Annotated in this window: 9 protein-coding genes; 4 read left to right on the top strand and 5 right to left on the bottom strand. The window is 60.5% G+C overall.

The window, feature by feature from the left end; all coding sequences use genetic code 11:
• The first annotated feature begins 4 nt into the window (after nucleotides 1–4).
• Entirely contained in the window at nucleotides 5–2,188 is a 2,184-nt protein-coding gene (locus tag I8E17_RS04845; RefSeq protein WP_069616297.1) for a glycosyltransferase family 2 protein, read from the top strand.
• Nucleotides 2,189–2,210: 22 nt separating this feature from the next.
• Here I8E17_RS04845 and I8E17_RS04840 read toward each other — a convergent pair whose 3' ends face one another.
• A complete protein-coding gene (locus I8E17_RS04840) occupies nucleotides 2,211–5,666 on the bottom strand; it encodes a YhaN family protein (protein WP_069616296.1) in 3,456 nt (1,151 codons plus the stop codon).
• Nucleotides 5,666–6,901 (bottom strand): DNA repair exonuclease, encoded by a 1,236-nt coding sequence (locus I8E17_RS04835; protein ID WP_069616295.1) that lies wholly within the window; start codon nucleotides 6,899–6,901, stop codon nucleotides 5,666–5,668. The genes I8E17_RS04840 and I8E17_RS04835 overlap by 1 nt, the downstream gene beginning before the upstream one ends.
• 218 nt (nucleotides 6,902–7,119) lie before the next feature.
• On the opposite strand from I8E17_RS04835, the gene I8E17_RS04830 reads away from it, so the two are divergent.
• Nucleotides 7,120–8,106 carry an aldo/keto reductase gene (locus I8E17_RS04830; RefSeq protein WP_069616294.1) on the top strand — a complete coding sequence of 329 codons (987 nt, stop codon included), beginning with the start codon at nucleotides 7,120–7,122 and terminating at the stop codon, nucleotides 8,104–8,106.
• A gap of 143 nt (nucleotides 8,107–8,249) precedes the next feature.
• A complete protein-coding gene (locus I8E17_RS04825; RefSeq protein ID WP_069616293.1) occupies nucleotides 8,250–8,987 on the top strand; it encodes an SDR family oxidoreductase in 738 nt (245 codons plus the stop codon).
• A 144-nt stretch (nucleotides 8,988–9,131) separates the two neighbouring features.
• Here the strand turns inward: I8E17_RS04825 and I8E17_RS04820 are convergent, their stop codons facing one another.
• Entirely contained in the window at nucleotides 9,132–9,650 is a 519-nt protein-coding gene (locus tag I8E17_RS04820; protein ID WP_069616292.1) for a helix-turn-helix domain-containing protein, read from the bottom strand.
• Between the two features lie 89 nt (nucleotides 9,651–9,739).
• Between I8E17_RS04820 and I8E17_RS04815 the strand changes: the two genes are divergently transcribed.
• Nucleotides 9,740–10,381 (top strand): dihydrofolate reductase family protein, encoded by a 642-nt coding sequence (locus tag I8E17_RS04815; protein WP_069616291.1) that lies wholly within the window; start codon nucleotides 9,740–9,742, stop codon nucleotides 10,379–10,381.
• Between the two features lie 206 nt (nucleotides 10,382–10,587).
• Here I8E17_RS04815 and hupB read toward each other — a convergent pair whose 3' ends face one another.
• The gene (hupB, locus tag I8E17_RS04810) at nucleotides 10,588–10,863 is read right to left on the bottom strand and encodes a DNA-binding protein HupB (RefSeq protein ID WP_015339480.1); all 276 of its coding nucleotides are present in this window, start codon (nucleotides 10,861–10,863) and stop codon (nucleotides 10,588–10,590) included.
• Nucleotides 10,864–11,066: 203 nt separating this feature from the next.
• Nucleotides 11,067–13,487 (bottom strand): endopeptidase La, encoded by a 2,421-nt coding sequence (gene lon, locus I8E17_RS04805; protein WP_069616290.1) that lies wholly within the window; start codon nucleotides 13,485–13,487, stop codon nucleotides 11,067–11,069.
• Nucleotides 13,488–13,503 lie beyond the last annotated feature (16 nt).

The following is a 13,503-nucleotide window of genomic DNA, read 5'->3' as shown; positions in this document are numbered from 1 at the left end:
TTTGATGACACTCAAAATCATACCGAACGCCGATCTCGAACGGGAAATCTCCGTTGACGCCGATCCCAGCCTATGGAAATCCATGGGGGATGATCCGGCTTTCGAGATCAGATTTTCGCCGATGCGAAAGAAGCTGATCGTCATCCATGTAGTCGCAACCGACGAGCCGCTAGATCCCAAATTCTATATCAATCGCGGCTACGGCTTCCGCGAGAAGGATACGGTCTCTCTTCCGGAAGGGCATCGTTTCGTCATCACCGCGGACATCGGTTCGGTCGGCTCCATCTGCGCCCTGCGTGCCGATCCGGCCAGCTTCCCGACGACGTTCCAGTTCGCCGCCAGGGCCTTTGCGTCCGAAAAATCGGCCGAAAGATATATCGCAACCCTTCTTCGAAGCGAGGAAGGAACCAAACGTGTCAATCTCGGCAGGCTGCCCCAGTATTGGCTGAAATTGCCCAGACTGCGCTTGGGGCGCCGCGCGCCTAACCTGACGATACAATATGCGGAGGCGAGCTATAGGCTTGCCGCAGAACTGGAGACAGCATCGGTACCCGCGGTGGGAACCTGGCTCAGTGTGGTAGTTCCCGTCTATAATGCTCCGCCCCGTTATCTGGACGACCTCGCCAAATCCTTCGAAGAACAGGGTGAAACAGGCACCGAGCTCATCCTGAGCGATGATGGCTCGACGTCGCCGGAAACGCTGCGGTGGTATCGGAGCCGGCAATCGAAAGACAATATCCGTTTTGTGCTGAATGAGCGCAACGGTGGCATCGCGGCCGCTACCAATGCAGGTCTGTCCCAGGCACGAGGGCAATGGATCGCCTTTCTCGATCATGACGATGTCATCGCACCGCATGCCTTCAAGCTCATCCGGCATACGCTGGAGCAAAATCCGGACGCGAATTTCCTCTATACGGACGAACTGGTGGTCGACGACATCTTGAAGCCGACCGGCGTCATGCTGAAGCCTGCTTATGATTCCGTGCTGCTGACGGGCGTCAATTACATCAATCATTTTTCCATCTACCGCCACGACCGCCTCCGGGAGATCGGCTATCTCCGCATGGGCTACGACGGCTCGCAGGATTACGATCTGCTGCTGCGTTATCTGGAGGGCGTCCCCGAGGAGAGCGTCCTCCACCTGCCCTACCCGGCATATTGGTGGCGGCGCAATGGCAAGACCTTTTCCCGCAAGTTCATGGAGGCCGCAACCGCCAATGCCAGGAGGGCGCTGGCAGAAAGATTCGAGCGGCTAAAGCAGACGATCGCCGTCGAGGGCGCTCTCACCACGACGCTGCACCGGATCATCTTCGAAGCCCCGCATGCGTGGCCGAAAATCTCGATCGTCATTCCGAGCAAAAACAATTTCGATCTGATTTCACGCATCCTCGGCGATCTCTTTGAAAAGACGGATTATCCGAATTTCGAAGTTCTGGTCATCGATAACGGTTCCACGGATCAACCAGTCCTCGATCTCTACGAGCGCTACCGCCAGGGCGAACCGCGATTTTCGGCAACTGTCACACCGGAAGCCTTCAACTTCTCGCGCTCGGTCAATCGCGGCCTGAGCGCAGCGACGGGGGAGCACTATCTCATCCTGAATAACGACATCGAGGTCATCGAAGCGGGCTGGTTAAAGGAGATGGTCTCCTGCCTCGCCTATGACAGGACCGGCATCGTCGGCGCCAAACTGCTCTTTTCGAACGATAAGATTCAACATGCCGGCGTGGTGATCGGCTTTGGCGGGCTTGCCGGTCACTGGTACCTGAACAAGCCGAAGGAGTTCGGCGGGCCGATGAACCGGCTGCATGTGCGCAACACCATGACCTGCGTGACCGGAGCGGTGATGCTGATCTCGGGGGACTGCCTACGGAAAATCGGCCTCTTCGACGAGGAGAATTTCGCGGTCGCCTATAATGATGTGGATTATTGTCTGCGGGCTCACAAAGCCGGCTATCGCATCGTCTGGACGCCCTTCGCCTGTCTTTATCATCATGAATCGCTGTCGCGCGGTTCGGACAAATCCGGCGAGCGGAAAAAGCGCTTCGAGCAGGAAAAGCAGAACCTACGCAGGCTGCACGCTACACAGGGTTTCAGCGATCGCGCGCTCAATCCGGCCTATAGCCGCGACAAATCGGACCCCAAGATCGTGATACCCACGCGGCTGCACATCCCGTCGATGTCTTAGCCCGGCCCTGGACCGCTCCTCATCAAAGCTGAATCAGATCGAGACCCCGGCCGATCTCGCTTCTAGCGATCTCGACCACACTCTTCTCGTGGGTAAACAGGATCGTCTGGAAACGATCGGCAGTGGCAGCCAGCACCTGCAGACCGGCGCTGACGCGTTCGTCGTCGAATGTCTGGAAGATATCGTCGACGATCAGCGGCGCAGGCTCGTTGCGGGCGGAATAATCTTCTAGGAATGCCAGCCGCAGTGCGAGATAAAGCTGGTCGCCCGTTCCCTCGCTCAAGCCATCGAGCGGCACACGCTCGCCCGCGGCACGTTCGGCCAGCAATTGCAGCGTGTCGCTTTCATCATGTGCTTCGACGAGGCGGGAGAAGCGGCCGCCCGTCAGCTGCGAGAACAGCTCGCCGGCACGTCTGATGACGGGATCGGCCTGCTTCTCGCGATAAGCCTCCATCGAACCGGCGAGCATGCGGGCCGCAATCTTCAGCACGACCCATTGTCGCGCGAGGTCCTTTGCATCCTGCTCGGCTGAGAGCTTCTCGAAAACCGCGTATTCGGCGCTAACGCCTGTTTCCAGCGCCTGCCGCTGGCGGCGGTTCTCCGCCAGCCGGGCCGAAAGTTCACCATGCATGGCGAACTGCCGCTGATCTTCCTCCGTCAATCGCTCGATTTCGAGATCCGCCGCAACCCGTTCAAAGCCGGCAAGCTCGGCCCGAAGCTCGTCTTCAGCCTTGCCGTCGGCTTGCTGGCGGAAGCGATCGCGACTTTCGACGAGCCGGGCGGTCAGACGCGTGCGTTCGCGCAGTCGAGAGAGGAGTGCAGGCAGATCTTCAACACCGCCGAGATCGGCGGTCAGTCCGTCTAGATCGGCGGCGATGGCGGCAAGCGCAGCCTCCTGGCGGATGACGAGCCCTTCCCCACGCTGCCGTTCCTCCTCAAGGGCGTCGCGCCTCTTCAGTTCGCCGCGCGTGGCGTTGACGCGTGCATGCAGTGCCTCGGCAGCGACATCTGGCGGCAGATGATCCAGCTCATAGCCGCTATTGGCGCCAAGGGTCGCCAGCCGCCGCTCGAAATCCGCCATGTCGCGCCGCATGCCATTGACCCGGCGCAGGCGGTTTTCGCGCTCCGCCAGGACATCGGGCAATTCCTGCCATGCGTTCAACGCGGCATTGGCCATGTCCAGCGTCGTGTCGGATGGCAGACCAAGCAGTTCCACGGCTTTGGCGAATGCGTCGCGCCAATCGGCGTACTGTCGTTCCAAGGTCTTTTGCTGGTCGTCGAACCGGGCCAGCCTTTCACGCGCCGCGCCAATCTCCCCTTCCCGCGTGCGGCTTTCGCTCCAGCGTTCGGACAGGAGGCGCAAATGCTTGCGCAGGCCTTCCGCAATCGCTGCCGGCGGAAGGCGGCCGCTCCTGTAGCCGCTTGCCTCGACGATATCCTGCAGAGCGGGCAAGACGCGGTTCTCCGCCAACGCATTCTCATCCCGTTGATCGATTAGATCCCGCAACGCTTTGCGCTCACGTCGCAGCAGCTCCACTCCGCGGCGCCATTCCAGCATCGTCGATGGATCGAGGGCATCAACACCGCAAGGCTCAAAAAGGGCTGCGAAGGCTTCCTGTGCATCCTTCAGCGCCTTCTCGAAGCCCTTGAGCCGACCGGAAGCCTCCTCCCTCTCCTGCAGCAGACGTGCCTGCCGCAAACGATAATCGGCGTGGCGCGCGACCCGATCCGCATCGCTCAGGGCGGCATCGGCCAGACGGTCCGCCTCGGTCACGCTGACAGTCAGTGCCGCAAGGATCTTCGCTTCCGGAGCCGCGCCGTCCTTCCACTTTTCCTGGATGGAGGCCCATTGCGCATCACGGCTTTCGCGTGCAGCGGCGATCTGCTCGCGCGTGACAACTGGCCCGGAGCGCTCGGCATCCGCGAGGATTCGCTCTATCTCAGCCAGCTGCTCATCATAGGTCTGCAGCTTGCCGGTAGCGTCGCGCACCTTCGATCGCGCCGCGTCGATCGCATCGCGATGTCCTGTAATCTCCGTCGTTTCCGGAAGCGGTACCGAAAAGAGCAGATCAATGTCACCGACCGGTGGCCGCAGCCGTCCGGCCGCCTCGTGGAGATCGGCCTCGGTGCGACGTATCTGGGTTTCCAACCCATCAAGGCGAGCCAAGGCGGAGAGGTCGCTGGCCAAAGCCTCGAGCTGGTCAATATAAGGTCTCGGATCAATCAGCCGCCCGTTAAGGCTGTCCCTCTCCAGAGCGGCCAGCTGTCGACGCTCGCTCTCGGATTGCTCGGCAAGCGACTGCATCTGCCGCGCAAGCTGCCTGCCCTGCTCCACCAATTCGGACAGGCGCGTACGATCGATATCGCTCGGCTGCTGCCGTTCCAGCTCGACTTCGGCAAGACCGAGGCGACGGGCAAGCTGCGAAAGCGTCGTGTCGTAACCGGCAAGTTCCTGATCGACGCGCGGCAGATCGTGACGCTGGGCGCGGTAGTTGCCGGTATCGGCAAAGAGCTGGGTGATATCGCCCGACATCCGCAGCAACGCCTCATCCACCTGGATGCGCGAGAGATCCTCTTCCGCGCGCAGAACTGCTTGCCGCGCGCGTCGCAGTTCCGCTTCGCTCGCCTCTTTATCCCGCAGTCTCTGTTCTAGCTTGTCTGCAAAGCCGTCCGGTATGGCGGCAAGATCGGAAAGGCCATCGAGCGCAAGAGTCTCCGCATCGATTTCTGACAGCAGAGGCTGCAGGGTCTTCAGCCGCTGGAGCCGATCCAGCGCCTCACGCGTGCTGCGGCGCTCCGCCTGCAGGCGCTCCAGCTCCGTCTCCAGCTCGGCCGCTTCGGCAAGCAGCTTCTTCCAGTCGCCGGATTTCAGCTCGTTGTCCTTCTCGGCCTTGCGGGCATCCTCATAGCGGTCGAGAGCCTGGTAGAAGCCACGATCCTTCGAGCGCCTGGCCGCATAGATGCCGTCCGCCTCCGCTTCCAGCGACTGGCGCAGGCGTGACAGGCCCGTCAGACCGGAGGCCGCCGAAAATAGCAGACTGCCGATTTCGCCGCTGCTGCGCAGCATGGCGGTCGCGCCTTGCCGCAGCCGCTGGGAATCGAGGCCGAAGGCGCGCTCGAAGACATCGCGGCTCAAATTGCCAAGGTAGGGCGAAAGCGCATCTTCGGCGAGCGCCGTCTCCTTATCGTCGGGTGCGAGAAGCGTCCCCTTGCGGCCACGGCGGCGTCGGAAGCTCAGCGTCGCGCCATCGCGCGCCCTAAGATCGGCGCCGATCCTCAAGGTATTTGGTTCATGCAGGAAGCTTTGCTCGGCAGCGGTTGGGAAACCGAAGAGAAGATCGGAGATCGCGCTCAAAGCCGAGGATTTGCCCGCCTCGTTCGGACCATAGATCACATGCAGCCGTGCATCGGGGCGAAAATCGATCGCTCGATCGGTCAGCGCGCCATAGCGGAGAATATCGAGGCGGGTGAAGCGCATCAGCCTGCCCCCTGCCCGCGCGCCAGCAGCAATTGCCGCGCCTCTTCTATGAGGGTGTCCATGCTGTCGTCCAGCGGCTGTTCCGTCGCGCCGAGGCCGCCCGGCAGCCGCACCGCAATCTCATCGATCAACCGGGCCGCCTCTGCTGCAATGTCCGTATCGCCGGCATGGTCTGCCAGTAACTGGCGCAGATCGAGCGCGCCGTCCGCCTCCGCCGATCTTTCCGGCGGCGGCTCAAGGCGCAGTTCCAGCTTTTCCAGCCAGATATCCTCATGTACGCGGTGACAGGCAGCTTCCACTTCGTCGCGCCATTGCTGGCGATTGGCAGCTATCGAACCCTGCAGCGGCGTTACGCCGGAAAGCCGCACACGCAGCGCGGTCATGCGACCCGCCATCTCATCGGCTATTGGCTGCACCGCCTGCTCCACATGACGCAGGATCGCTGCCTGATCGTCCTCCAATCCAACCACGACATCAATTTGCGCAAAGCGCGCCTCATCGACGATCAGCCGCTCGTGATCGATCCGCCCGTCTTCGACGGTCACCAGCACCGCGCCCTTGGCACCGCGTTCACGGATATTGCGGCCCTGCAGATTGCCAGGAAAAATAACGAGCGGGTCCTGCGCCACCACTTCAAAATCGTGCACATGGCCGAGCGCCCAGTAGTCATAGCCGCGCGAACGCAGGTCATCCACGGAACACGGCGCGTAGGGTGCGTGCGGCTCGCGCCCGGTCAGCGAGGTATGAAGAATACCGATGTTGAACCAGCCGGAGACGGGTGCCGGATAGGTGATCGCCAGATTGTCGTTGGCGGAGCGTTCGGCAAAGCCCTGGCCATGCAGCGCCACCTTCAGTGCTTCCAGCCTGACACTGCCCGGCTTGCTGGTCGGAAACTCATGAACGTTTGACGGCAAGGTGATGGTCTTGGTGATGACGCTTGCCGCATCGTGATTGCCGCGCAGCAGGTAGACCGGAATGCCCGCTCGCTCCAGCCGCGCCATCTCGCGATTGAAGAACAAGCCGATCTTGTTGTCCTTCCAGTCGCCATCATAGACATCGCCAGCAATGACGAAGAAATCGACGCGCTTTCCGATCGCCAAGCCCACCAGCGTCGAGAACGCCTTGCGGCTTGCTTCGACGAAGACGGCGGCGACGGCGGCATCCTTCAGAGCCAGGCCCTGGAATGGGCTGCCAAGATGGAGATCGGCGGCGTGGATGAAACTGAAAGAGGCCATGGCTCCGATAGCGGTCAGGAATCCGGTCTTTCCTTTTAAGGAAATAGAGGCGCAATGAATACCGCGCCGGCTACTTCATCCAACGGTTTCGTAAGCCGGCCCGCCCTGCTGTGTTCAGTCACGCGATTGCGATCCTCGATCGCCAATGTGCGCTTGTGGCCCTGTCGGGCGGCTGCTACTGCGCTATCATCTTATGAATAAAAGAGAGGAGACTACTCATGAGACATCATGCCTTCGGACGGACGCCCTTTATCGTGACCGATGTCGGCTTCGGCGCCTGGCAGATCGGCGGCGCGTGGGGCGATGTCAGCGAGGCCGACGGCCGCGCGGCGCTCAACGCCGCCCTCGATGCCGGCATGACCTTCATCGATACCGCCGACGTTTATGGCGATGGCCGCTCGGAAAAGATCATTGCCGATGTGCTGAAGGCACGCGGCGGCGAGCGCCCGATGGTGGCGACGAAGGCCGGCCGCCGGCTGAGCCCGCACGTGGCCGACGGCTATACCAAGGCCAATCTCGAAGGCTTCATCGATCGCAGCCTCAAGAATCTCGGCGTCGAGAGCCTTGATCTCGTGCAGCTTCATTGCGCACCGACCGAAGTTCTCTATCGGCCGGAAGTTTTTGCCGGGCTCGACGAATTGCAGAAGGCGGGCAAGATCAAAGGATACGGCGTCAGCGTCGAGAAGGTAGAGGAAGCGCTGAAGGCGATCGAATATCCGGGCGTGCTCAGCATCCAGATCATCTACAACATTTTCCGCCAGCGTCCCGACCATCTGTTCTTCAAGGAAGCCAAGCGCAAGAACGTCGCCGTCATCGCCCGCGTGCCGCTCGCCTCCGGTCTACTGTCCGGCAAGATCACCCCCGATACGCAATTTGCCGGCGACGACCACCGCAACTTCAACCGTCATGGCGAGGCCTTCGATGTCGGCGAGACCTTTGCCGGCGTGCCGTTCGAAGTCGGTCTGCAGGCCGTGGAAGAGGTGCGCAAGCTGGTTCCGGCCGATACCAGCATGGCAGCCTTCGCGCTGCGCTGGATCCTGATGAACGATGCCGTCACCGTCGTCATTCCGGGTGCGCGCAATGCCGACCAAGCCAAGGCCAATGCCGCCGCGGCCGATCTCGCTCCGCTCTCCGCCGATGTCATGGCGGCGACGCGCGAAATCTACGAGCGCCTGATAGCGCCGCATGTTCATCATCGCTGGTAACATCCATATCTGAAATGGTGGCCGGAACGCGCGTTCGGCCACCAGGGGCATATTGTTCCGTAGGTGTAGAGACGGTCTCAATGTGCTGCTCAAGCTTGACGCCATTGAGGAGAAGGGCCGGACAGGCCCCAAGGAGGAATGTCATGAAAGTAGCGCTGGTAACGGGCGCCTCTCGCGGTCTGGGTGCGGTGATCGCCTTGGAGCTTGCCGAGGCTGGCTGGGCCGTCGCCGTCAACTATGCGAGCGACACCCAGGGAGCCGAGAAGATCGTCGATACCATTCGGCAGCGTGGTGGACAGGCGTATGCCGCAAAATTCAGCGTGATCGACAAGGGCCAGCTCGTGGACGGTTTGGAAAAGATCAGGGCAGCGCTCGGGCCGGTCGATCTCATCGTCAACAACGCGACCGGCCCTCAGCCGGATATGCCGCTGATGGAGCAATCCTGGCGGACTTACCTCGACCAGCTCGAATTCTTCGTCAAGGCGCCGCTGGAACTGCTGCAAGCCGTGCTGCCGGACTGGCGGGCGCGCAAGTCGGGCCGCGTCATCAACATCGGTTCCGAGATCGCTGAGCTCGGCAATCCGAATTTCGGCAATTATGCTGCCGCCAAGGGCGCTATGCTCTCGATGACGCGCTCCTGGGCGAGAGAGCTCGCGCCGGAAGGTATCACCGTCAATCTCATCGCGCCTGGCTGGATCCCGGTCGAGCGCCATGCCGATGCTTCCCAGCAGGCAAAGGAGGGCTATCTCGCGCAGACGCCCATGGCCCATTTCGGCAAGCCGGAAGACATCGCCGACGCCGTCGTCTTTCTCGCCTCGAGCAAGGCGGATTTCATCACGGGGCAGAAACTTGCCGTCAACGGCGGCCGGACGCTGCTCTGACGCCGCCAAGCAGAGAAACGGATTCGATAACAGACGACTTGAACCGAAATAGCGGCGATTGCCGCTATTTTGCACCTTTGCTGGACGGTTCCTGCGCAAAGTCGCCGAAGCGGAGCATTCCGCCGTTAGCGGCGCAAAATGATCTCACTCTTTGCGCTCCATTTTTGCGCGGACCGCGAGAAAGGCGTTTGTAAGACCCATCAAGACGGGCGATGTGACACTCCCATTTGCTCCACCGATCGGGTCCGCAATGTGAATATTTCTAAGATCGTTCATGAAGTCGTCCCAAAGGGCTGGTCCGCCTTTCTCAAGAAGTTCGGCGCGGATGCTCAGGTCTTCGCTGACGGGCAGATGCCGCCTACCCCAGGCGCCGATCATGGCGATCATCGGTACAAGCTGAATCGCCGGTTCCGTCAGACTGTAAATCGCCTTCTGACTGTGGCTGGGATCGTCCAACTTGGTGATCAAGCCGAGTGAAACAAGACGCTTCAGGCGCGCGGCGAGTATGTTGGAGGCAATCCCCTCCTCGGACCGATTGAGCAGTTCGCGAAAATGCCGTCGATTGCCGAACATGATGTCCCGAATGACGACCAGGCTCCAGCGATCCCCCAACACTTCCATTGTCAGGTTGATCGGGCATCCCGACCGCCGCTCGATATCCATATTCGCTTCCTTTGGTGAGTCGATTGCAATGTAGGACGAGCCATGCTACCACACAACCAGTTGCAAATTGCAATTGGATGGAGGACAGCATGTCGAAAGTTCGTGTCGCAGGATTCTCGCTCTCGATCGATGGATTCGGGGCTGGACTGGAGCAAAGCCTGAACGACCCCTTGGGCAAGCGCGGGCCGGAATTGTTCGAGTGGTTTTTCCCGACCCAGACATTCCAGGCGATGTTCGGCAAAGAAGGTGAAACCGAGGGTGCCGACGCGAAATATGCAGCATTGGCGAATACCGGTTTTGGCGCCTTCATCCTCGGCCGCAATATGTTCGGCCCCATTCGCGACAAATGGCCCGATGAAAACTGGAAAGGCTGGTGGGGCGACAATCCGCCCTATCACGCGCCGACCTACATCCTGACGCATTATCCCCGCAAGCCGATCGTCATGGAAGGCGGTACGACCTTTTATTTTGTCGCGGGAGGGATCGAGGATGCGCTCATGCAGGCCAAGGCCGCGGCCGGAGGCAAGGATATCAAGATCGGCGGCGGTGTCAGCACGGTGCGGCAATATCTCCAGGCGGGCTTGGTCGACGAGATACATTATGCCATTTCACCGGTCGTGCTCGGGAGGGGAGAGGCAATGTTTGCCGGTATCGACCTGCCTTCACTTGGCTTTCAGGTTGCCGCCCATGAGGCGACGACGAAAGCCACGCACATCGTCCTGAAGAAATGAGAGCCATCATCGTTGGTGACTACGCGCACTGGAGCCATCCGCTTCGACGGCGCTGCGAATGTTCGCGTCTTCTGTCGATCGCTCACCCGGCCCGGCATCGAACTTTCAGCGCGTAATGCTGCATGAGACCATAAAAAGGGCCCGCTTTCGCGGGCCCCAATCTTGTCCACCCGCAAGGCTAAAGCCTCGCAGCGGGTGAAAACGAATTAGCTGTTGACCGAGTCCTTCAGGCCCTTGCCGGGCGTGAACTTCGGTACGTTACGGGCAGGAATATCGACCTCGGCGCCGGTGGACGGGTTACGGCCCTTGGTGGCTGCACGGTGAGAAACGGTGAAGCTGCCGAAACCAGCAAGGCGAATGTCGCCGCCCTTCTTCAGTTCGGCCTGGACAGTATCGAAAACAGCGTCGACAGCGGAAGCAGCGTCAGCCTTCGTGATACCGGCCTTCTCGGCCACTGCGGACACGAGCTCATTCTTGTTCATGTTTCCACCCCTTTCTCTGGTATGAAACGACTTATCAGTAAGCGGGGCGCAAAATAGCAATGCTCTTACCCGCCGCAACCCCAAAAGCCCTGCAAATCAAGGAAAAGCAAGCGTTCCCATGCGCTTTTCACAAAAAAAGACCGGCAAAAATGCCGGTCTTTTCGTCCAGTTACGTCAATTCGACAGAATTGAGGCGAAGGGGCTCAATGAGCGATGGCAGAACCCACTTCGTCGACGCCTTCGACCGTTGCGATCACAGGCGTTTCCACGGTGCCATCCCACTCGATCGGTTCGGGACGGCGAACAAGCGCGTGCTTGATCACCTCGCCCATGCGCGACACGGGGATGATTTCCATGCTGTTCTTCACGTTGTCCGGAATTTCCGCCAGATCCTTGGCGTTTTCTTCCGGGATCAGCACCTTCTTGATGCCGCCGCGCAGTGCTGCGAGCAGCTTTTCCTTCAGGCCGCCGATCGGCAGCACACGGCCGCGCAGCGTGATTTCACCCGTCATGGCGACGTCCTTGGAAACCGGGATGCCCGTCATGATCGAGACGATCGCGGTTGCCATGGCGACACCGGCCGACGGACCATCCTTCGGCGTCGCACCTTCCGGCACGTGCACGTGGATGTCGCTCTTGTCGAAGCGCGGCGGCTCGATGCCAAAATCAACAGCGCGCGAGCGGACGTATGAGGCCGCCGCCGAGATCGATTCCTTCATGACTTCCTTCAGGTTGCCAGTGACCGTCATGCGGCCCTTGCCCGGCATCATCACGCCTTCGATCGTCAGCAGCTCGCCGCCGACCTCAGTCCAGGCGAGACCGGTGACAACACCGACCTGATCGTCGCGCTCGGCTTCGCCATGGCGGAAGCGCGGCACGCCGAGGTAGTCCGGCACATTCTCAGCCGTGACGGCAACCGACTTCACCTTGCCCTTGATGATCTCGGTGACCGCCTTGCGGGCGAGCTTCATCAATTCGCGCTCGAAGTTACGCACGCCGGCTTCGCGGGTGTACTGCTGAATGATGACCATCAGGGCGCCGTCGGTGACCGAAAACTCGTTCGGCTGCAACGCATGTTCCTTGATGGCCTTCGGCAGCAGGTGCCGCTTGGCGATCTCGCGCTTTTCGTCTTCGGTGTAGCCGGCGATACGGATGATCTCCATGCGGTCCATCAGGGGCGCAGGGATATTCAAAGTATTCGCCGTCGTGATGAACATCACGTCCGACAGATCGTATTCGACTTCGAGGTAGTGATCCATGAAGGTCGAGTTCTGCGCGGGGTCCAGCACCTCAAGCAGAGCCGAAGACGGATCGCCGCGATAGTCCTGGCCGAGCTTGTCGATCTCATCGAGCAGGAACAGCGGGTTGGACTTCTTCGCCTTCTTCATCGACTGGATGACCTTGCCGGGCATGGAGCCGATATAGGTGCGGCGGTGACCGCGGATCTCGGCTTCGTCACGAACGCCGCCAAGCGCCATGCGGACATACTCACGGCCGGTCGCCTTGGCGATCGACTGGGCGAGCGAGGTCTTGCCGACGCCCGGAGGGCCGACGAGGCACAGGATCGGGCCTTTGATCTTGGTGGCGCGGGCCTGGACGGCCAGATATTCGACGATGCGCTCCTTGACCTTGTCCAGACCGAAATGATCCGCTTCGAGGATCTTCTCAGCATTGTTCAGGTCGGCCTTGATCTTCGACTTCTTGTGCCAGGGGATGCCCAGCAGCCAGTCGAGATAGTTGCGCACCACGGTCGCTTCAGCCGACATCGGGCTCATCTGCCGCAGCTTCTTCAGCTCGGCGTCGGCCTTTTCCTTGGCTTCCTTCGACAGCTTGGTCTTGGAGATGCGCTCTTCCAGTTCGGCCATCTCGTCACGGCCTTCCTCGCCGTCGCCGAGCTCCTTCTGGATCGCCTTCATCTGCTCGTTCAGATAGTATTCGCGCTGCGTCTTCTCCATCTGGCGCTTGACGCGCGAGCGGATACGCTTCTCGACCTGCAGCACCGAAATCTCGCCTTCCATGAAGCCGAGCGCCTTTTCCAGACGAGCCTTGACGCTGGTGGTTTCCAGCATTTCCTGCTTTTCGGTGATCTTGATCGAAAGATGCGATGCGACGGTGTCGGCCAGCTTCGAATAATCGTCGATCTGGCTGGCGGCGCCGACCACTTCCGGCGAAATCTTCTTGTTGAGCTTCACATAGCTCTCGAACTCGGAGACGACGGAGCGGCTCAAAGCTTCGAGCTCGACCTGGTCTTCTTCCGGCTCATGCAGGACATGGCCGAGGGCTTCGTAGAAGTCTTCGCGGCCGGTATATTCGTCGATTTCTGCGCGCGCACGGCCTTCCACCAGCACCTTGACGGTGCCGTCGGGCAGTTTCAGCAGCTGCAGGACATTGGCAACGGTGCCGACCTTGTGGATGGCGTCCGGCGCGGGATCATCATCGCTGGCGTTGATCTGAGTGACGAGCATGATCTGCTTGTCGGAACCCATAACCTCTTCCAGCGCGCGAATGGATTTCTCCCGTCCGACGAACAGAGGCACGATCATGTGGGGGAAGACCACGATGTCGCGCAACGGCAATACCGGATAGGCAATGCTGTCGTGTGCCGCAGACGTTTTCTTACTCATGTCATTTCCTTTCCGT

The sequence above is a fragment of the Rhizobium sp. AB2/73 genome, assembly GCF_020871915.1.
Lineage (GTDB): Bacteria > Pseudomonadota > Alphaproteobacteria > Rhizobiales > Rhizobiaceae > Rhizobium > Rhizobium dioscoreae.
The sequence above is the reverse complement of the archived record's forward strand: the minus strand, read 5'-3'. Positions and strand labels throughout refer to the sequence as shown.

What these genes read in the sequence shown, in the direction of transcription:
- I8E17_RS04845 (WP_069616297.1), top strand. Translation starts at nt 5, where the DNA reads ATGACACTCAAAATCATACCGAACGCCGATCTCGAACGGGAAATCTCC.
- I8E17_RS04840 (WP_069616296.1), bottom strand. Translation starts at nt 5,666, where the DNA reads ATGCGCTTCACCCGCCTCGATATTCTCCGCTATGGCGCGCTGACCGAT.
- I8E17_RS04835 (WP_069616295.1), bottom strand. Translation starts at nt 6,901, where the DNA reads ATGGCCTCTTTCAGTTTCATCCACGCCGCCGATCTCCATCTTGGCAGC.
- I8E17_RS04830 (WP_069616294.1), top strand. Translation starts at nt 7,120, where the DNA reads ATGAGACATCATGCCTTCGGACGGACGCCCTTTATCGTGACCGATGTC.
- I8E17_RS04825 (WP_069616293.1), top strand. Translation starts at nt 8,250, where the DNA reads ATGAAAGTAGCGCTGGTAACGGGCGCCTCTCGCGGTCTGGGTGCGGTG.
- I8E17_RS04820 (WP_069616292.1), bottom strand. Translation starts at nt 9,650, where the DNA reads ATGGATATCGAGCGGCGGTCGGGATGCCCGATCAACCTGACAATGGAA.
- I8E17_RS04815 (WP_069616291.1), top strand. Translation starts at nt 9,740, where the DNA reads ATGTCGAAAGTTCGTGTCGCAGGATTCTCGCTCTCGATCGATGGATTC.
- hupB (WP_015339480.1), bottom strand. Translation starts at nt 10,863, where the DNA reads ATGAACAAGAATGAGCTCGTGTCCGCAGTGGCCGAGAAGGCCGGTATC.
- lon (WP_069616290.1), bottom strand. Translation starts at nt 13,487, where the DNA reads ATGAGTAAGAAAACGTCTGCGGCACACGACAGCATTGCCTATCCGGTA.